The following is an 18,027-nucleotide window of genomic DNA, read 5'->3' as shown; positions in this document are numbered from 1 at the left end:
GGATTTTTTTACGACTTTTTTAATAGTTTTCCCCGCTTGACGATATATGATGTAAGGGGGAATTTGTATATGAAAAAGAAAACGTTTGCGTCAAGAAGTGTCTTTTTTCAATTAATGTCTGCCATTATCGTGATCACGATCTTAACCGGCGGACTTGTTGGGACAACGGGGTATTTGTTAGCGAAACATGTCTTAATTGATGCGGGGAAAGCAGATTTAAAGCACATCGTCAGCGGAGCAATGGCCACACTTGAACAGTTGAATGATCGTGTAGAGAAAAAAGAACTGACGCTTGAACAGGCGCAGGAACAAGCCCGTATTTACTTGAGCGGGCCTAAAAATGACAACGGGAAAGGGTACCAATTTCAAAAATCAGATTTTATCTATAAAAATAAAGGCTATCTCGTCGCATATGGAGCAGATTATTCCTCTCAAGTCCATCCTGTCAACGACATTGGCGTCATTCCAGATAACACGACCAATCGTGAAAAAATGGTCGCTGGAGCCAAATCAGAAGGCGAGGATGCACACTATGTGACCTATTTAGATAAGGACGATGCCACCGGGGAAGAAAAACAAAAGCTTGCCTATATGAGTCAGTTCACGCCCTGGAATTGGAGTATCGGTATCGCCGTCTTTCAGGATGAATTTTATAAAGAATTAGAGCAGATGAAGCTCTATATCATGCTCATTACAGCAGGTGTTGCTCTTCTAAGTCTTGGCGTCTTTTATTTAGCTGCTCGAGGAAAAGTCAGGCTGCTCAAGCAAGTCACTGCTGCTTCAAAAGAAATTGCGGCGGGGAATCTTGAACGCACGAGTTTAAAAGAAACAACAGATGAAATTGGACAGCTGGCAAAAGGCTTTAATCATATGTCAGGAGAACTCAGGACACTTGTGAGCGGTCTACAGAAAACGAGCAGCCAGCTTGTTGAATCAGCGACAGATTTATCGGCGATATCTGAAGAAACCTCAGCCAGCAGTGAAGAAATTGGCCGAGCCATTGGCGACATATCGACCGGAACGCTTCATCAGGCATCTGACCTTGATGCAGCCAATCAACAAATGACCCAGTTCAATCAATCCATCGAAAATGTCAAAGAACAAAGCGATCAAATTAAACGAATCTCTGACCAATCGAGTCAATCATCGCAGCAGGGCCAGCAAATTGTTCAGAAATTAAAACAATCAAATGAACAATCCATACAAGCGTCTCAAGGCATTAGAGCAGGCATTGAGCAGCTAAGTACAAAAGTACAGGATATCTCTAAAATTACAGATACGATTGAAAGCATTTCAAATGAGACAAATTTACTAGCGCTGAATGCAAGCATTGAAGCAGCACGTGCAGGAGAGCACGGCAAAGGCTTCTCGGTTGTGGCGAGTGAAGTGCGGAATTTAGCTGAGCAGACAAAGCAATCAGCCGTTCAAATTCAGCAAATGGTACAAGGCATTAAAGAAGAAACGACGGCAACAGCCGGTATGATGTCCAAGACAATGGATCGTTTTGCTGAGTTAGATAAAGCGGTACATGCCACAGAACATGAATTCAATGCCATCTCTACGTCGATTTCACAAACCATCGTTGAAACAGACGCAATGGCAAAAGAGCTGAATGCATTGCTGGAGCAAAACGACCTCATCACAAAAGCCATGCAAGGCGCAGCCCATATTTCTCAAGAAAATGCCGCTGCGACCGAAGAGATCACCGCATCCACAGACGAACAAGTGACAGCCATCTCCAATGTGGCAAAAGCAGCAGAAAGACTCAATGAACTAAGCATACGATTGAATCAGGACATTGCACGTTATCGTCTATAAATCATTTTGACTGTGTGTCACTTGTCAGGTACTATGTAGTTAATCTAAAAACCTTGCTCACGCAATCAAAAGGAGTGTACCGGTCATGAAAAAGAAAATATTGATGTTCTTACCTTGTGGCTATGGATACTCCACTGCTGTTTTCTTTTAGAATAGATAGAAATTGGTGAAGTCTGTCTACATGAGGAAGAATCTAGCAGAAAAATCAAAGTGAGTGAGGGATATAACATGGAAAAAATCACGAGAAAAAACCCAGAAAGTATGCCGAAGCCCGTTGGCAACTATAGTCATATCACAAGAGTACCAAAGGGCGCGGGATTATTTGTTACATCGGGTCAAGTCGGAACAGATATGGATGGACAGGTACCATCAAGTTTAAACGACCAGGTAACCAATACGTTTGAAAATATCAAAAAAATCCTTGAATCAGAAGGATTGAACGAAGAGCATGTCATCAAGGTCAATATATGGGCAACGGAAGAAATCGACTGGGACCATCTATATCCTCAGTGGGATACGATCTTTAAAACAGCTTACCCATCAATGACGGTTGCTTATGTATCAGCTTTAGGATGGCCCGAGCTGAAAATTGAAATTGAGCTATGGTGCGCCGATATATGATCAAAAAAAAGAACAGTGCAAACTGTTCTTTTTTACTTGAATCGAAACCGCTTTGTCATCCATGCAGCGATCAACGTAAAGACGGTGTAGATGACGACCCAAATGAGAAAGGATTCATCCCCGCCAATGTATGTGTACATAAGAATGACGCTGGCTAACAGGACAATCAAAGTTGGCATCCAAACATTCTTCAAAAGCATTGTGCCAAAAATGCCAATCAGCACGGAAATAATGGGGAAGCCAAATACAACGAATAAGACAAAAACAGCCATATCACGAACTCCTTTTAACAAGTGTTTACATCAAAACATAAAAGATCGACACTGCCATGTGCGGAAGTGCAAAGATCATAATGAGAAAGGCCGTATCAAGACGCCATATGCGGTGCTCTTTTGTTTCAGAATGATAGGCTGCCCGCGTTTCTTCCCCGCTTGTCCAAGCCCCCATTAGAAGTCCAGACATCATGACGCCAATAATAGAGATTCCACCACTGATCCACCCTATCCACTCATGGTGCTGCAAAATAATAGCGGCACTGCAAATCACAATCATTGAGCAAACACCGGCGATAAAGGCATGTTTTTTTCTCATGCTGATCACTTCCTTCAAAGAAGATTAGGAGATGGCATCACATATTTCAATGAAATGACCATCAGGATCAGCGACATAAGCGACGGTTTGACCCCATGGTTTCTTTGCAGGTTCTTTGATGATCGGAACCCCTTTTTCCTTCATTGATGCAATGGTTTGATCCACGTCATCCACAACAAACCCTATCTCAAACGTTTGAGAGGATTGATTTGCTTCAGGGACAGGCAATCCAAGTGCATCTTTGACATCCTGACGTGAGTTAATTGACAATGTCACATCTCCAGTATCAAACTCAACATAGGATTCAACCCTGAGTTTCATAGGAAAGCCAAGTACATGTTGATAGAAATGAATACTTGCCTCAACATCGTTTACATATAGAATGGTATATTTCATTTTCATGTGAAAAACTCCTCTTTTCATATACGTGTCAAAAACGGAAAGGTTTCCCACTCATTGTACCACACAGGAGATAAAGCACATTTTATTCCAAAAAAATCAATTTTTTTAGCGCAATAGTCTTGAAAAACAAAAAGTGGTGACATATGATAAAAATGTAAAAATAGAAAAAATAGGGGGATCATACATGTTGAAAAAAATCATGGTGGCTGTCTTGTCATTAGGTCTTTTACTAAGCTTTACACAAGTCGACACCCACACTGCAGATGCAAAAACGGTCAAGTCCTACAAAAACTGCAAAGCACTGAACAAAGTCTATAAAGGCGGCGTGGCAAAAAGCAAAAACACGAAAAACAAAGGCGGCAAAACAAAGTACAAACCGTATGTGTCAAAAGCACTTTACCAAAAAAATATGCGACTTGACCGTGATAAAGACGGCATTGCGTGTGAACGCTAAGCCAATGCGAAGAGACCTGTAACAAGGTCTTTTTTCTATGGGATCAAACTCGTCCCTTTGTGCCAGCTTCCTCTTTATATTAAAATAAAGATAGTTACAAAAAATGATACAAAGTGGGGTACTCAATTTGTCCATACAAGCTGATAAGAAAGACATCCGATTGATTGCCATTGATATGGATGGCACGCTGTTAAACAGTGAACACGTCATTCCAGAGGAAAATAAACAAGCCATTAAAGATGCTGAAGCAAAAGGGGTCCATGTGGTGATTAGCACAGGGCGCACACTGATGACATGCCGAGAGCTGGTTGAGCCGCTTAAGCTGTCTTCTTACCTTGTGACAGCAAATGGAAGTGAAATCTGGGATTCAAACTTCCAACTGATCGAACGAGATCTGCTGCATCCTGATCACGTCCAAATGATGTGGGATCTAAAAAATAGGTTCGAAACCGATTACTGGGCTTCCACTGTGGAGAAAGTGTGGAGAGGTGAATTCCCAGAACGAATTCATGACCATGAATGGTTGAAATTTGGCTTTGATATTCATGATGATGACGTTCGTGAGGAAGTACTTAATACATTGAAAGCAAATGAGCATCTAGAGATCACAAATTCAAGTCCGACCAATATCGAAGTCAATGCGGCAGGGATTAACAAAGCTGCGGCTCTTGCAAAGGTAGCAGAACGCATTGGCTGTACGATGGACAATGTCATGTCACTTGGCGACAGCCTAAATGATATGGCCATGATTCAAGAAGCCGGATTAGGAATTGCGATGGGAAATGCGCAAGAAGTGGTGAAAGAAGCCGCTGATTGGATTACAGCTCCTAACACAGAACACGGTGTAGCAAAAGCCATCCAACATTGGGTGCTATCTAAATGAAGAACATGATGAAAAAGCGAGAGGCGATATCCTCTCGCTTTTTTAATTTCTCCTAGTTCTATTGTTATGTTTTCTGACAATGTCATGTGCAATCTATCCAAAATTGATATAATCAATATAAATTCGAATATTCGGACTTTATATTCCGTTATTCGGAACAACAAGGAGGGATCCTATGTATCAAGTGGATATCAACTGTGATTTGGGAGAAAGCTTTGGTCAATACACAATCGGTGCGGACGAACAAATTCTTGAATATGTCACGTCAGCCAACATTGCTTGCGGTTTTCATGCAGGAGATCCAACGGTCATGAGAAAAACGGTCAGAATGGCGCTGGATAAAGGGGTCCAAATTGGTGCGCATCCAGGTTTGCAAGATTTGGTCGGCTTTGGCAGACGTCCAATGGCGATCTCGGCAGAGGAAGCCTATGATCTCGTCGTCTATCAAATTGGCGCTCTATCTGCCTTTCTCAAGGCAGAAGGCGGCACGATGCAGCATGTCAAGCCGCACGGCGCCCTTTACAACATGGCGGCTAAAAATACTGAATTATCTGAATCGATTGCAAAGGCTGTGTATCATGTCGATCCAAGTCTTGTGTTATTCGGTCTCTCAGGCAGTGAACTTGCGTTAGCAGGTGAGAGAATTGGCCTTCAAGTGGCTCATGAAGTATTTTCTGATCGGACCTATCAAGCAGACGGGACGCTGACATCTCGCCGCGAACCACATGCACTCATTGAAGATGATGAACGGGCAGTTCAGCAGGTCGTTCGTATGGTGCGAGAAGGGAAGGTTCGTACCGTTCAAGGGGAAGATATTTTGCTTAAAGCAGATACGGTCTGTATTCACGGAGACGGCAGCCATGCGCTTCAATTTGCCAAAACCATTACATCAAAACTAAAAGAAGCGAGTATTCATCTCAAAGCCTTTCAATAAAAATCGTCATCAAAGGGGGAAACAGCATGAAAAAAGAGGAAGTCAAGCACACGAAGGCACCAAAGGGGAATCGTTCTATGCTGATGGGCGCAGCCTTTTTAATGGCGACGTCCGCAATAGGACCGGGATTTTTAACACAAACGACTGTCTTTACACAGCAGCTTGCGGCTAGCTTTGGGTTTGTCATTCTCATCTCTATTTTGTTGGATATTTTTGCACAAACGAATGTATGGCGCATCATCGCCGTGTCAGAAAAGCGAGGTCAGGATATTGCGAATATGGTTCTGCCGGGGCTCGGTTATGTGCTGGCCTTTTTGATTGTCATTGGGGGACTTGCCTTTAACATCGGAAATATCGCTGGTGCTGGTCTCGGTTTTCAGGTCATCTTCGGAGTCGATCCGCGAATCGGAGCAGGGGTCAGTGCTGTCATTGCCATTCTGATCTTTGTGATCAAAGAGGCTGGAAAAGCGATGGACCGTTTCACACAGGTAGCAGGCTTTGTCATGATCGGCCTGATGCTGTATGTGGCGATTTCAACAGCACCGCCCGTTGGGGAAGCAGCACTCAGAACATTTGTCCCAGAAGAAATTGATATTCTATCGATTGTGACACTTGTCGGGGGGACAGTTGGCGGCTATATCGTTTTTGCTGGCGGACATCGTCTATTGGATGCTGGAATTAAAGGGAAGGATGCACTTCCTCAAGTGACAAAAAGCTCTGTTTTCGGCATCCTGATTACATCTGTGATGCGTGTCGCTTTATTTTTAGCCGTGCTAGGAGTGGTCTCAAAGGGTTTACAGATTGATCCAGCGAATCCGCCTGCTTCTGTATTCCAGTTAGCGTCTGGAAATGTTGGATATAAAATGTTCGGGATCATTATGTGGGCTGCGGCGATTACATCGGTTATTGGAGCGGCTTACACATCTGTTTCTTTCTTTAAAACCTTCTCGCCAAAAATTGAGCAAAATCAACGTGGCATTATCATCGGCTTTATTGCCCTCTCTACTATTTGTTTTATTACGATCGGACGACCTGTGAACATATTAGTTTTAGTTGGGGCGATCAATGCATTGATTTTACCTCTCGCTCTTGGCACCTTGCTGGTTGCGGCCTATAAGAAAGAAATTGTCGGCGATTACCGTCATCCATTCTTTTTGACAGCGTCAGGTGCATTGGTTGTCATCATCATGGCTTTGATGGGCGGATATACCATTATGACTGAAATCCCGAAACTATGGAGTTGATTTGAATGAGTATTGATCAAACATATGAGCCTTCACAGATCAGAGAGTTGATTCGTAAAAAAGAAATCACAGGACCAACGGCGGGTTTAGCAGAGGGATATGCTCAAGCCAATTTAATGATCGTTAAAAAGGAACTTGCCTTTGACTTTCTTTTGTTTTGTCAGCGCAATCCGGCTGCATGCCCCTTGCTTGATGTACTGGAGCCGGGTGATCCAGTGCCGAGAAGGTCGGCACCCCAAGCGGATATTCGTACGGACTTTCCTAAATACCGTATTTACCGAAAAGGGATTCTTCAAGAAGAGGTTTCAGATATCTCTGCTTATTGGGAGGATGATATGGTTGCCTTTCTCATCGGTTGCAGTTTTACGTTTGAGCATGCGCTCATGCTGAATGATATCCCTGTTCGCCATATTGAAAACGGTCATAACGTTCCGATGTATCAAACAAATATCTCTTGTGAAAGAGCAGGGGTATTTCATGGCCCGATGGTTGTCAGCATGAGGCCCATTCCGGCGCATCAAATTACAAGAAGTGTACAAGTGACGTCTAGATTCCCGTCAGTTCATGGCGGCCCCATCCATATAGGCGACCCAGCGATAATTGGAATTGCCAATGTGGATCAGCCGGACTTTGGAGAACCATCTGTGATCAAAGAAGGAGAAGTCCCGGTGTTTTGGGCATGTGGTGTGACGCCGCAAGCCATTGTCATGCATACAAAACCAGACATTGCGATTACCCATGCACCTGGGCATATGTTCATCACAGATCAAAGAGATCAACAGCTCGGTGTGCTTTAGAAAGAGAGGGATCCTCAAGTGGCATTTTCAACGATAAAAGATTTTATCACCTTCCACCCGCTAGGAGATGCAGCGATCGTTATCCAAGCAGGAGCAGACATATGTGAAGAGATTCATGAGCGTGTTGTGCAGCTGTTTTCGTGTATTGAGCAGCATCCATTTGCCGGATATGTGGAAGCTGTTCAAGCCTTTACAAACGTGACTGTTTTTTACGAGCCATATACCGTTTATCAATCTGCCCACCTTCAAAAAATGGACTTGTCTCCGTATGAATGGGTGAAAAACTATATTGAAACACTTCTTGAAGAGAAATGGCAGGAGGGGGTTCAGTCGAAGCGCCGCATCGTCGATATTCCAGTCTGCTACGGGGGAGAGCTGGGACCTGATTTAGAAGAAGTCGCCCGGATCAATCGTTTAACGACTGAGGAAGTCGTGCGTATTCACACTGCAGGGACGTATCTTGTCTATATGATTGGATTTGCCCCGGGGTTTCCATTTTTAGGCGGGCTGTCTGAAGAGATCGCAGCCCCGCGCAGGGAAACACCGAGAATGTCCATTCCAAAAGGATCTGTCGGCATTGCGGGAAAGCAGACCGGCGTTTACCCCATTTCCACACCTGGCGGCTGGCAGCTCATTGGACAAACCCCGCTGCCACTCTTTTACCCAGACGAGAAAGTCCCAAGTCTATTGAGAGCAGGAGACGAGGTCAGATTTGTCCAAATGTCTGAAAAGGAATTTTTCAGCATGAAGGAGGCAGAACGTTGAGTATTCATGTCATCAAGTCAGGAATGTTCACAACCATTCAAGATAAAGGGCGGAAAGGCTATCAAAAGTATGGCGTCTTAACGAGCGGCGGCATGGACCCGCTCTCACTTAGAATTGCCAACATTCTCACAGGCAACGAGGAAAACGAAGCCGTACTGGAAATAACATTAATGGGGCCGGGTCCTGTGTTGACGTGTCAAAAGGATGAGCTTATTGCAGTGACTGGCGCTGATGTGGAAATCGACATCGATGGAGAGCCAGCCCCTTTATGGAAGCCGCTCTTTGTTCGATCAGGAAGCACGATCACCTTTGGTCCTTGTAAGAGAGGCTGCCGCGCTTACCTTGCTGTGGCAGGTGGATTCGATGTGGAGCCGGTCATGCAGAGCAAAAGCACCTATGTGAGAGCAGGAATAGGTGGATTGAACGGACGTCCGCTTGAAAAAGGAGACGTCCTGTCCATTGGAAAGCCTTCAATCGTAGCGGATCGATTGTCTGATAGGCTCAAAAGCGAAGTGAAACAGGCGGCGTACAGCGCACCCGATTGGACTGTAAGTCATACGCATTTTTTGCCGCTGCGGAAATCGCCCGTGATTCGGGTGCTGCCAGGGAGACACCTTTCTTTTTTTCAAGAAATATCTCAACACACCTTTTTCGAACAGCCTTACCAAGTCACGCCTCAATCAGATCGCATGGGCTGCCGTTTGAAGGGGGAGCCGGTTCATTTGAAAGAAAAGCTTGAATTGATTTCAGAGGCGGTTGCCTTTGGTTCTATTCAAATTCCTCCTGACGGCCAGCCGATTATTCTGCTGGCAGATCGGCAAACAACAGGAGGATACCCGCGTATTGGAGAAGTAGCGACGGTCGATCTGCCGCTCATTGCACAAGCGATGCCTGGGGCGAATCTGTATTTTAAGCGAATCGATCATCAGGACGCAGAGCAGGCGCTATTTAAGCAAGAAGCAGAATTGAAGGAGCTGGCTGCCAGAATCAAGCTGGAAGCATTCGTTTAGAAAAGGGGATGGACATGCAAAATACAAATAAAACCGTGGTGAAATCAATGGAGATTTTGCGGCTGTTTATCGCTCGTGACCAATTAACATTAAATGAAATGATCGAGCTCTCCGGCATGCCGAAAACGTCTGTGCACCGCATGGCGAGCTCGTTAGCCGATATGGGATTATTGGAAAAACATGATTCAGGTGTTTATCGTTTAGGCCTGATGTTTCTTGAATACGGTCAGCTTGTGGCGGACCGCCTTGATATTCGGAGAATTGCAAGACCATTTATGGAAGGCTTGCGGGATGAAGTGGGAGAAGCTGTACAGCTCATCGTTCGTGAAGGAGACGAAGCCATTTACGTGGATAAAATCGAAGGGACGCAGCCTGTTCGTCTCTACACCGCCGTCGGCAGGCGCTCTCCCCTATATGCGGGTGCTTGTGCAAGAAGTATTCTCTCCTTTTTGCCAGAGCACGAGAGACTCGCTTATATTGATTCGATTGAGCTAGGGAAAATCGGAATCGGGACCATTACAGATAAAGAGGTTCTTCGAAACATACTGGATGAATCAAATGAAAGGGGCTATACGTTAAGCTATTCGGAGCTTGAAAACTATACCGCTGCGGTTGGAGCCCCTATTTTCAATCACCTTGGAGAAGTCGCAGCAGGTATTAGCATTGCAGGGTTTGAAGCAGGCTATCAAAAGGAACGCCTTCCATATTTAATTGAGCAGGTCAAAAAAGCCGCGAGTGGTATCTCTAGAGAGTTAGGCTTTCATCTAAACAAATAAAAAGCCAATGACCGTTAAGATCATTGGCTTTTCGCGTTCAGTTTATTAGAAAGTTTTTCCTAAAGCTTTTGCACGTTCGATCGCATCTGCTTTAATTTGCTCTGCTTTCGCAGGTTCAGCATTGTGACCTTCAACGATAAGACCTTCGAAGGAAGGAATTCCGAAGAAGCTCGCAATTGTACCAAGGTAACGGTGGCCTGCTTCAAGTTCAGCAGCAGGACCTTCAGAATAGTATCCGCCACGTGCTTGGATGTGTAGAGCTTTTTTGTCTGTTAATAATCCAACAGGACCTTGCTCAGTGTATTTGAATGTTTTACCAGCTACAGCGACAGAGTCGATGTATGCTTTAAGAACTGGTGGGAATGAGAAGTTCCAAAGTGGTGAAACAAATACATATTTGTCAGCAGAAACGAATTGATCGCTTAATTCGTTTAGGCGAGCAACTTTCGCTTGCTCTTCAGCTGAAAGTGTATCGAAGCCAGCACCTGATTGCAGCTTGCCCCAGCCAGCGAATACATCTGCATCAATGTGAGGGATGTTTTCTTTGTACAAATCGATATGTACAACCTCGTCACTTGGGTTTGCTTCCTTATAAGATTCGATAAATGCTTTAGCAGTAGCCATACTGTAAGAAACTGTTTCATCATGCGGATGTGCAGTGATGTATAAAACTTTTGCCATGTTCATTCAATCCTTTCTGTTTCAGTGTTTTTTTTAGTGTATCCCAAAGATACACTGAATATGTGGCATCTTTAATCATATTGGAATGCTATGAAAAAGATGTAACAAGCACAGTTACATAAAAACTGATATTTTCATTGTAATCACAATGTAGTTTGAAGTCAAGGTATAAAGTCTCGAAATCAAGATAAAAAGTTTGTAAATTTTTCTGAAACGCTTGGAGATACGGATTTCATCATAAAAACCTACTCCTATTGAACAAAAAAACAGTCGATCTCACAAGTAAAGAGTTTGTAAAGACGTCTCATGAAAAAAGATGAATGCCCCTAAGCCATCTGCTACAAGCATCTGTTCTCCGATTTCGTATATATAAGAGAAGGCAGGAGAGAGTGAGGGATAAGAGTGGGACGATCCTATGTTGCGATTGGAGATTCCTTAACAGTGGGAGTGGGGGCACGTTTATTTGGCGGAGGCTTCGCTGAGCGGTATCAATGGATGCTTGAAAAAAAGACACAGGCGTCAGTCGAGCTGTCCGTATTTGCAAAGTCAGGGTTAACGACGGATCAGATTTTACAGCTGTTCAAACGATCTGATGTGAGGCGTGCTATTGCACCAGCTGACATCATCACCATCACAGGCTGCGGGAATGACCTTGTTCAAGCGATTCAGCAGTATGAAAAGGGTGAAGATGAAAAGAAACTGCTGCAAGCGACGCTGCATTGCCAAGCAAATTTCAGCAAAATGATTCAAGAAATCGCTCAGATCAAAAGAAGGCAGCAGCCCTATTGCGTGTATCTCATGAATTTATATAATCCTTTTCCGCAAATACCAATAGCGGGGCGGTGGCTTCAGCAATACAATCATCAGCTTCGCTTGCTTGCTGCAAATCCGTATGTAGAGGTTGTGGATGTGTACCGGGCGTTTGAGGGACATGAAAGAGATTACTTATCGATTGATCAATTTCATCCGAACCATAAAGGATATGAAGCAATGGCAAAAGCATTGTTTCAACAATCCTGTAAACAACTGTAATCCGTTGGGGTTGCAGTTTTTTTCATCCTTTTCAATAAATGACGGTTTCGATATGATAAAAGAAACGAAGGCGAAAGAGGTGTGCAGGCATGGAGGAGATCAGTGCATATTTTCATGAAATGACAGGAACCGCTTATGAAGTAGGAAAGCAGCAGGCTGTCTGGCTTAAGGAGAACCCGTTGCTACAGACACAATATATTCGAACAGAACCGCTAGAAAAAGAGGCTGTGAAGGAAACGAAGCAGCTGATGCGCCCTTATCTTCCTCAGTTAGAAGAAGAGATTGCTGGATTTTGTGATGAACTGCAATTAGATGAGCGTTATTTGACCTTTTTCTATTCATCTCATCTTCAGCCAGGCTGTTCCCACTGCGTGAGGCAGGGGAATATGGCGGCCGGTCAACAAACGGTCATGCTGCGTAACTATGATTTCTCCCCGATATTTGATGATATGCGTCTTGTGACGACACATGTGAAGAGCTTGGCATGTCATACAGGCTCGTCGCTGCTCTTGTTTGGCAGATCTGATGGTATGAATGAGCATGGTCTTTCTGTCACATTCTCTGCTTGTGGTCCGCCGGTTGGAAATGAAGCCGGTTTAAAGGCTCCAGCAGTTGCCGGTTTGCAAGTGTATCATGTGATTCGATCTGTTCTGGAAAACTGTAGAACGGTTGAGGAAGCCATTCACTCTATTCAGGAAATGCCCGTTGCCTCAAATGTTCACTTCATGCTTGCCGATCGAAAAGGAGAAGCGGCTGTGATTGAAATCATTGATGGTCGCAAAATGGTCAGAAGACCGGAGGCAGGTTATATTGCAGCCACAAATCATCCGATTGCTGATCAAACAGCAAAAGGGATGACAAAACATCATTCTATTGTCAGATACGACATGTTAATGAAGGCTTTAGAACAACGACGACCAAGTGATGCTCTTGCTAAGCTGTTCCAGACAGAATATCCTGATGGTCTGGCTGTGCACAATTATGAGGAGCTGTTCGGAACAATGCGAACCGTCATCTTCCGCCCGGAGGAAGGAACGATGGATTATTGCTTTGGCTCTCCGGTATACAACCCGACGTATTCTTTAAAAGCTGGGGGTTTACTGCCTTTTCATGAACAAAAGGTTCAATTTCATCAAAAGGAGTATGGACCGTCATTTTGGAGAAACGTCTGATGAATCCTTGTTTTTAATTTTGTCACAGCCACTGTGCCAAAGTCAGATCAACTTAAGATTGCACCGTTTGATGAAAGCGTTTTATATTAAGGTGTGACCATAGACCTATTTTTGCAGAGGGAGGCATTTCATGTACATAACGGCACGAGAACAGAAGATCATCAAATACATCATTCAGCAAAATCGTTATGTCACCATTCGTGAGATAGCCGATTCTGTTCAGGTGAGTACAAGAACCATTCATAGAGAACTAAAATCGATCAAACCCATATTAAAGAATTATGATCTTTCACTAGATAAACAGCCGGGGAAAGGCTTGAAGGCAGTCGGTGAACAGGAGGATAAACAGCGGCTTCTTGCTCATATGTCAAATGAGGATCAAATTGAATATAGCTCTGACGAACGGAAGCTCTTAATCCTTTGTGCATTGCTTGAAGCAAAGGAACCGGTGAAATTATATACACTCGCAGCCGATTTGCAGGTAACAAATGCGACCATCAGCTATGACTTAGATGAACTGACGGAGTGGATCGCTCCTTACGGTTTGCAGCTGATCCGAAAACGCGGGTATGGCATTGAATTAAAAGGACCGGAGGAAGCTAAACGAAAGATTGTCGGTAACCTCATTGTCGACCGGCTAGATATTCAATTATTTTTAGAAACAATTGAAATGAATATCAAGCATCGAACGAAAGCGACGGAAAAGGTGTTTGGCGTTGTCAGCAGAGGGCAGCTGCTTAAGGTAGAAAGACTGCTCTTTCATTTGAAAAATAGACTGTCACTCTCCTTATCTGATAGTGCCTATATTGCACTTGTCGTTCACTTAACCTATGCTATCGAACGGATTCAGCTTGGTGAAACCATTCGGATGGAAGAGGAAGAGCTGCTTGAACTAAAGCGGACGAAAGAATTTGAATCATCTCAGCGAATCGCAAGAGCACTTGAACGCATGTTTAATGTGGAGATCCCTGAAGCAGAGGTCGGTTATATGACCATCCACCTGCGCAGTGCAAATCGCAGCTTTGGGGCAGAATACCGTATTGATGAGATCGAGCTGGATATCGCAATTAGAACGAAGAAGCTCATTGATTTTATTTCAAATAAAACCGGCTATCATTTAAATGAGAATGATTCATTGTATGAGGGACTCGTGTCTCATCTTGAACCTGCCATGAACCGTTTAAAGGAAAAGATGAGAATCTATAATCCGCTCACACAACAAATTAAAAAGGACTACTTTTTGCTGTTCATGGCGATTGAAGAAGGAGTCGAGCGTTTCTTTCCAGAGATTGAATTTCCAGAGGATGAAATCGCCTTTATTGTGCTTCACTTTGGCTCAGTGCTTGAAATCAAAAAAGAAGAAACAAACATTCATGCACTAGTCGTTTGTTCAAGCGGGATTGGTTCCTCCAAAATGCTCGCCTCGCGGCTAAAAAAAGAATTACCGGAGATCGCCAAATTCGATTTATCCTCCTTAATGGAGCTAAAGGAAATTGATGCATCGAGCTATGACATGATTGTATCGACTGTTCCGATCCCATATGACCATATCGATTACATCATGGTCAGTCCGCTCCTAAACGAGGATGACGCCATGCGTGTGAAAGCTCATATTAAACGGAAGATCCCTTATATGATCGAGAAAAAAAGAACAAAAGAAGCTGTTAAAGAATCTGTGCAAGAAACGGTTGATATGATGGCGGTTGCAGAGCAGGTGACGAATTATATGTCTGTGATTCGCAGCATCTTGTCCCATTTTACCATCGAAAATAGAGAGACGCTGCCGCAGCATGAGGCAACAATCAGGCAGCTGCTTCGTCAGCTTGAAGAAGAAGGATCTATCACACATGCGGATGATGTAGCGAGCGGCTTACTGGAACGTGAACAGCAAGGCGGTTTAGGGATTCCTGGTACAGAATTTGCTCTTTTTCATTTAAAGCATGTATTCATCAAGGAACCAATCTTTCATATTTACGATCTTGATCAGGCATACGAGGTGAAAAGCATGGACGGCGGGCAGCAAATGATGTCACGAATGCTTATGATGCTGGCGCCGCAAAAGCTTGGCAAGGAAGGGTCTGAAATGTTTAGTCTGATCAGTTCATCCATCATTGAAAGTGAGGAAAGCATGGTGCTTTATGGACAGGGATCAAAGGAAGAGATTGAACAGAAATTGCATCAGCTGTTCTATCAATTTGTAAAAGAAGCAAAATGGTAAGAAAAAAAGCCGAGAGCTTATTCGCTTCTCGGCTTTTTGGTTGTGACACAGACAGCAAGTGTTGGACGAATTTCCTCATACTCAACAGAAAAATGGTCAAACCCCGCAAACTGTAAGTCATTCAATATGTTTTCACCCATCTCTTTTGTCCGGCTCGCATCAGCACCTTTTTCTCTTGGCTGCATCACAATGACGAGTTTTCCGCCTGGTTTCAACGTGTGATAAAGGTTGAGTAGGCCAGTCTTTGGATCATCCCAAATCGTAAAGTTGTTGACAGACAGTACTTTGTCATACTGCTCTCCGGGCAAGCGTGTTTTCTCGATTTTCCCTACATACAGCCGGACCTGTTTGTCTTTTGACCGTTTGCTGACGCGGGACTGTGCTTGCTCCTGCATGGTGGCGGAGGCATCTAGACCATCAATGTGAAGATCTTCATAATGCTTAAGCATATGTTTGATGCTGTAGCCGGGCCCATAGCCGATTTCCAAAATGTTTTCACTATCTGTCAGATCTAAGTGCTGGATGGCCCACTGATTCAATGCTTTATTTTCATTTGCCATAATGAAGCCTGCGATGCTTCCGAGCCAGCCTTTTGGTCTGCTAAAGGTTTTCGAAATGGTTGACAGCATTTGAGAACGCTCCTTTTTAATGATCATGTAACCGATTTTTCCCATCTTGAAACATGCCGATTTTCAAAACGCATCTGTGCAGTATAGGGATGTTTGAGTAAAAAAAAGAGGTGGTAATGAAAGGATACATCAACAAATCAAGGAGGAGCTTACACATGGATTTACGTGAATACTTAACAAATGGCATTCCGCGCCAAACACAGGATCAGCAGCCAGGCAGTGAAAGAGAAATGAATCCTGCGCCGATCTTTGAGGATGAATCATATCAAGGATCTGGCAAGCTCAAAGGGAAAGTCGCACTGATTACAGGCGGAGATAGTGGAATTGGACGTGCTGTATCTGTTGCCTATGCAAAAGAAGGTGCACACGTCGCCATTGTGTACTTAAATGAACATGAGGATGCAAAGGATACGCAAAAGCGCGTAGAACAGGAAGGCGTTAAATGTTTAACGATTGCAGGAGATGTCGGTGACGAAGCCTTTTGCGAGAAAGCGGTAGAAAAAACAGTTGAAGCCTTTGGGCAATTAGATATTTTAGTGAATAATGCGGCTGAACAGCATCCGAAAGAACGGATTCAAGATATTTCTAGTGAACAGCTTCACCAAACCTTTAGAACCAACTTCTATTCTTATTTTTATTTTACGAAGAAAGCACTGGATTACTTAAAACCGGGAAGTACAATTATTAATACAACATCCATTAACCCATATCGAGGCAACAAAGTGCTGATTGATTATACGGCGACAAAAGGGGCCATCAACGGCTTTACGCGTTCTATGGCACAGTCGCTTGTGAAAGATGGGATTCGGGTGAATGGTGTAGCGCCAGGTCCAATTTGGACGCCGCTCATTCCATCTACATTTGATGAGGATAGTGTGGAAAGCTTCGGGGCAGAAACCCCAATGGGAAGACCAGGACAGCCTGTAGAGCATGTCGGCTGCTATGTGCTGCTTGCTTCTGACGAATCGTCTTATATGACAGGACAAACACTTCACGTCAACGGCGGTTCCTTTATGAATACATGATCAATAGCGCCACCGCCCAGCTTTGATTGGGCGGTGTGTTTAGTATTTCTTGCGATTCTTCTGCACAGATGAGACAGACCATACGATAATGCCCACAACAACTGCCGCAATGACAAGTGAACTCAAATGGAACATCGTTTCATGATGCATGTTCAACTTCTCCCTTCATTGAGCCTGTTTTCTATAGCATCAGCCAGAAGATCTCTTTTTATGAAAAACACATTTCTTTGTTTAATGAATGGATTGTCGTGGAAACCTAAGAGTACGGATGAAATTTGAAGGAGTGAAACGATATGTCACAAGAAGAATTAAAACAAAAGGTACTCAACCTATTAGATGAACAAAAGGTCGGAACACTGGCGACCGTTGAACAGGATAAGCCGCATACCCGCTACATGACTTTTTTCCATGAAGGGCTGACATTATATACACCAACGAGCAAAGAAACACATAAAGCAGACGAAATTGAAAAAAACCCGAATGTCCATATTCTCATTGGTTATTCAGGTGAAGGATTCGGTGACACGTATGCAGAAATCGCAGGTACCGCAACATTAACCGATGATCCAGAACTGATCGACCGCCTTTGGTCTGAGGAGATGGAGAAATGGTTTAAAGGAAAAGATGATCCGAATCTAGTGATTCTGAAGATTGATCCAACCTCCATTCGTTACATGAATGAAGGAAGCCGTACGCCAGCAGAATTATCACTTTAACACTTGCGTAAGCTGGGGGTATGTGTTATAGTTTTATATTAAGTGTTGAAATAAGCAAATAAATAAAGAAAGTAAACTTTCTTTTTTCTATGACATAATGAGAAGCAATAGAGCTTCTACTTGATAAGAACGAGACGCTGTCAAAGCGAACAACTTATTCTTTTCCTTCTGCACCCGCCCCCTATAAAAGCGGAAGAGTGGAAAAAAGACGTTTTGATTTACAATTCACACTGGCACGGCTTCGGAGCCGTAAGGACGA

Annotated in this window: 20 protein-coding genes; 15 read left to right on the top strand and 5 right to left on the bottom strand. The window is 43.8% G+C overall.

The annotated features are described in order from the left end of the window. The first annotated feature begins 69 nt into the window (after positions 1 to 69). Positions 70 to 1,818, top strand: a complete 1,749-nt coding sequence (locus C6Y03_RS11395) for a methyl-accepting chemotaxis protein (protein WP_106039318.1) — start codon at positions 70 to 72, stop codon at positions 1,816 to 1,818. 228 nt (positions 1,819 to 2,046) lie between these two features. After that, positions 2,047 to 2,439: a RidA family protein gene (locus C6Y03_RS11390; RefSeq protein WP_066031317.1), complete on the top strand. Its 393-nt coding sequence runs from the start codon at positions 2,047 to 2,049 to the stop codon at positions 2,437 to 2,439. Between the two features lie 32 nt (positions 2,440 to 2,471). Here C6Y03_RS11390 and C6Y03_RS11385 read toward each other — a convergent pair whose 3' ends face one another. From C6Y03_RS11385 to C6Y03_RS11375, 3 genes are read right to left on the bottom strand one after another with little or no spacing between them, the layout of a single operon-like run. Further along, a complete protein-coding gene (locus tag C6Y03_RS11385) occupies positions 2,472 to 2,711 on the bottom strand; it encodes a DUF2651 family protein (protein WP_066031316.1) in 240 nt (79 codons plus the stop codon). 25 nt (positions 2,712 to 2,736) lie between these two features. Continuing rightward, complete coding sequence (locus tag C6Y03_RS11380; protein WP_066031315.1) at positions 2,737 to 3,030, bottom strand: DUF5316 domain-containing protein; 294 nt, start codon at positions 3,028 to 3,030, stop codon at positions 2,737 to 2,739. Positions 3,031 to 3,054: 24 nt separating this feature from the next. Next, positions 3,055 to 3,432, bottom strand: coding sequence for a VOC family protein (locus C6Y03_RS11375; RefSeq protein WP_066031314.1), 378 nt, complete (start codon positions 3,430 to 3,432; stop codon positions 3,055 to 3,057). A 184-nt stretch (positions 3,433 to 3,616) separates the two neighbouring features. Between C6Y03_RS11375 and C6Y03_RS11370 the strand changes: the two genes are divergently transcribed. The 8 genes from C6Y03_RS11370 to C6Y03_RS11335 all read left to right on the top strand — a co-directional run bounded on the left by C6Y03_RS11370 (position 3,617) and on the right by C6Y03_RS11335 (position 10,295). Beyond that, positions 3,617 to 3,886 (top strand): excalibur calcium-binding domain-containing protein, encoded by a 270-nt coding sequence (locus tag C6Y03_RS11370; protein WP_080769491.1) that lies wholly within the window; start codon positions 3,617 to 3,619, stop codon positions 3,884 to 3,886. A gap of 103 nt (positions 3,887 to 3,989) precedes the next feature. Next, positions 3,990 to 4,769 carry a Cof-type HAD-IIB family hydrolase gene (locus C6Y03_RS11365; RefSeq protein ID WP_370876201.1) on the top strand — a complete coding sequence of 260 codons (780 nt, stop codon included), beginning with the start codon at positions 3,990 to 3,992 and terminating at the stop codon, positions 4,767 to 4,769. Between the two features lie 175 nt (positions 4,770 to 4,944). Further along, positions 4,945 to 5,703: a LamB/YcsF family protein gene (locus C6Y03_RS11360; protein WP_034664046.1), complete on the top strand. Its 759-nt coding sequence runs from the start codon at positions 4,945 to 4,947 to the stop codon at positions 5,701 to 5,703. Between the two features lie 26 nt (positions 5,704 to 5,729). Continuing rightward, positions 5,730 to 6,947, top strand: coding sequence for an NRAMP family divalent metal transporter (locus C6Y03_RS11355; protein ID WP_066031313.1), 1,218 nt, complete (start codon positions 5,730 to 5,732; stop codon positions 6,945 to 6,947). A gap of 5 nt (positions 6,948 to 6,952) precedes the next feature. Then, positions 6,953 to 7,744, top strand: coding sequence for a putative hydro-lyase (locus C6Y03_RS11350; protein WP_106039317.1), 792 nt, complete (start codon positions 6,953 to 6,955; stop codon positions 7,742 to 7,744). Positions 7,745 to 7,762: 18 nt separating this feature from the next. After that, a complete protein-coding gene (gene pxpB / locus C6Y03_RS11345; protein WP_106039316.1) occupies positions 7,763 to 8,509 on the top strand; it encodes a 5-oxoprolinase subunit PxpB in 747 nt (248 codons plus the stop codon). Continuing rightward, a complete protein-coding gene (locus tag C6Y03_RS11340) occupies positions 8,506 to 9,519 on the top strand; it encodes a 5-oxoprolinase subunit C family protein (RefSeq protein ID WP_034664037.1) in 1,014 nt (337 codons plus the stop codon). Before pxpB ends, C6Y03_RS11340 begins: the two co-directional genes overlap by 4 nt. A gap of 14 nt (positions 9,520 to 9,533) precedes the next feature. Next, positions 9,534 to 10,295: an IclR family transcriptional regulator gene (locus C6Y03_RS11335; RefSeq protein WP_106031653.1), complete on the top strand. Its 762-nt coding sequence runs from the start codon at positions 9,534 to 9,536 to the stop codon at positions 10,293 to 10,295. A 45-nt stretch (positions 10,296 to 10,340) separates the two neighbouring features. On the opposite strand, the gene C6Y03_RS11330 is transcribed toward C6Y03_RS11335, so the two are convergent. After that, on the bottom strand, positions 10,341 to 10,976 hold the full coding sequence (locus C6Y03_RS11330) for an FMN-dependent NADH-azoreductase (protein WP_034283819.1): 636 nt from the start codon (positions 10,974 to 10,976) through the stop codon (positions 10,341 to 10,343). Between the two features lie 402 nt (positions 10,977 to 11,378). Here C6Y03_RS11330 and C6Y03_RS11325 point away from each other — a divergent pair, with 402 nt between their 5' ends. The 3 genes from C6Y03_RS11325 (at position 11,379) to C6Y03_RS11315 (ending at position 15,398) form a co-directional block, all read left to right on the top strand. Further along, the gene (locus C6Y03_RS11325) at positions 11,379 to 12,008 is read left to right on the top strand and encodes a GDSL-type esterase/lipase family protein (protein ID WP_106039315.1); all 630 of its coding nucleotides are present in this window, start codon (positions 11,379 to 11,381) and stop codon (positions 12,006 to 12,008) included. Between the two features lie 89 nt (positions 12,009 to 12,097). Further along, positions 12,098 to 13,180 carry a C45 family autoproteolytic acyltransferase/hydrolase gene (locus C6Y03_RS11320; RefSeq protein ID WP_106039314.1) on the top strand — a complete coding sequence of 361 codons (1,083 nt, stop codon included), beginning with the start codon at positions 12,098 to 12,100 and terminating at the stop codon, positions 13,178 to 13,180. A 130-nt stretch (positions 13,181 to 13,310) separates the two neighbouring features. Next, positions 13,311 to 15,398: a BglG family transcription antiterminator gene (locus C6Y03_RS11315; RefSeq protein WP_106039313.1), complete on the top strand. Its 2,088-nt coding sequence runs from the start codon at positions 13,311 to 13,313 to the stop codon at positions 15,396 to 15,398. 17 nt (positions 15,399 to 15,415) lie between these two features. On the opposite strand, the gene C6Y03_RS11310 is transcribed toward C6Y03_RS11315, so the two are convergent. Next, entirely contained in the window at positions 15,416 to 16,027 is a 612-nt protein-coding gene (locus tag C6Y03_RS11310) for a class I SAM-dependent methyltransferase (RefSeq protein ID WP_106039312.1), read from the bottom strand. Positions 16,028 to 16,182: 155 nt separating this feature from the next. On the opposite strand from C6Y03_RS11310, the gene C6Y03_RS11305 reads away from it, so the two are divergent. Next, positions 16,183 to 17,052 carry an SDR family oxidoreductase gene (locus tag C6Y03_RS11305; protein ID WP_034664026.1) on the top strand — a complete coding sequence of 290 codons (870 nt, stop codon included), beginning with the start codon at positions 16,183 to 16,185 and terminating at the stop codon, positions 17,050 to 17,052. A 293-nt stretch (positions 17,053 to 17,345) separates the two neighbouring features. Further along, positions 17,346 to 17,768 (top strand): pyridoxamine 5'-phosphate oxidase family protein, encoded by a 423-nt coding sequence (locus C6Y03_RS11300; protein ID WP_034664024.1) that lies wholly within the window; start codon positions 17,346 to 17,348, stop codon positions 17,766 to 17,768. The last annotated feature ends 259 nt before the right edge of the window (positions 17,769 to 18,027 follow it).

Source organism: Bacillus sp. LNXM65 (genome assembly GCF_002998575.1).
Taxonomy (GTDB): Bacteria; Bacillota; Bacilli; order Bacillales; family Bacillaceae; genus Bacillus.
This window is presented reverse-complemented; position numbering and strand designations above follow the sequence as displayed.

Coding starts and splice junctions, on each gene's coding strand:
- C6Y03_RS11395 (WP_106039318.1), top strand. CDS start 70: ATGAAAAAGAAAACGTTTGCGTCAAGAAGTGTCTTTTTTCAATTAATG.
- C6Y03_RS11390 (WP_066031317.1), top strand. CDS start 2,047: ATGGAAAAAATCACGAGAAAAAACCCAGAAAGTATGCCGAAGCCCGTT.
- C6Y03_RS11385 (WP_066031316.1), bottom strand. CDS start 2,711: ATGGCTGTTTTTGTCTTATTCGTTGTATTTGGCTTCCCCATTATTTCC.
- C6Y03_RS11380 (WP_066031315.1), bottom strand. CDS start 3,030: ATGAGAAAAAAACATGCCTTTATCGCCGGTGTTTGCTCAATGATTGTG.
- C6Y03_RS11375 (WP_066031314.1), bottom strand. CDS start 3,432: ATGAAAATGAAATATACCATTCTATATGTAAACGATGTTGAGGCAAGT.
- C6Y03_RS11370 (WP_080769491.1), top strand. CDS start 3,617: ATGTTGAAAAAAATCATGGTGGCTGTCTTGTCATTAGGTCTTTTACTA.
- C6Y03_RS11365 (WP_370876201.1), top strand. CDS start 3,990: ATGATACAAAGTGGGGTACTCAATTTGTCCATACAAGCTGATAAGAAA.
- C6Y03_RS11360 (WP_034664046.1), top strand. CDS start 4,945: ATGTATCAAGTGGATATCAACTGTGATTTGGGAGAAAGCTTTGGTCAA.
- C6Y03_RS11355 (WP_066031313.1), top strand. CDS start 5,730: ATGAAAAAAGAGGAAGTCAAGCACACGAAGGCACCAAAGGGGAATCGT.
- C6Y03_RS11350 (WP_106039317.1), top strand. CDS start 6,953: ATGAGTATTGATCAAACATATGAGCCTTCACAGATCAGAGAGTTGATT.
- C6Y03_RS11335 (WP_106031653.1), top strand. CDS start 9,534: ATGCAAAATACAAATAAAACCGTGGTGAAATCAATGGAGATTTTGCGG.
- C6Y03_RS11330 (WP_034283819.1), bottom strand. CDS start 10,976: ATGGCAAAAGTTTTATACATCACTGCACATCCGCATGATGAAACAGTT.
- C6Y03_RS11320 (WP_106039314.1), top strand. CDS start 12,098: ATGGAGGAGATCAGTGCATATTTTCATGAAATGACAGGAACCGCTTAT.
- C6Y03_RS11315 (WP_106039313.1), top strand. CDS start 13,311: ATGTACATAACGGCACGAGAACAGAAGATCATCAAATACATCATTCAG.
- C6Y03_RS11310 (WP_106039312.1), bottom strand. CDS start 16,027: ATGCTGTCAACCATTTCGAAAACCTTTAGCAGACCAAAAGGCTGGCTC.
- C6Y03_RS11305 (WP_034664026.1), top strand. CDS start 16,183: ATGGATTTACGTGAATACTTAACAAATGGCATTCCGCGCCAAACACAG.
- C6Y03_RS11300 (WP_034664024.1), top strand. CDS start 17,346: ATGTCACAAGAAGAATTAAAACAAAAGGTACTCAACCTATTAGATGAA.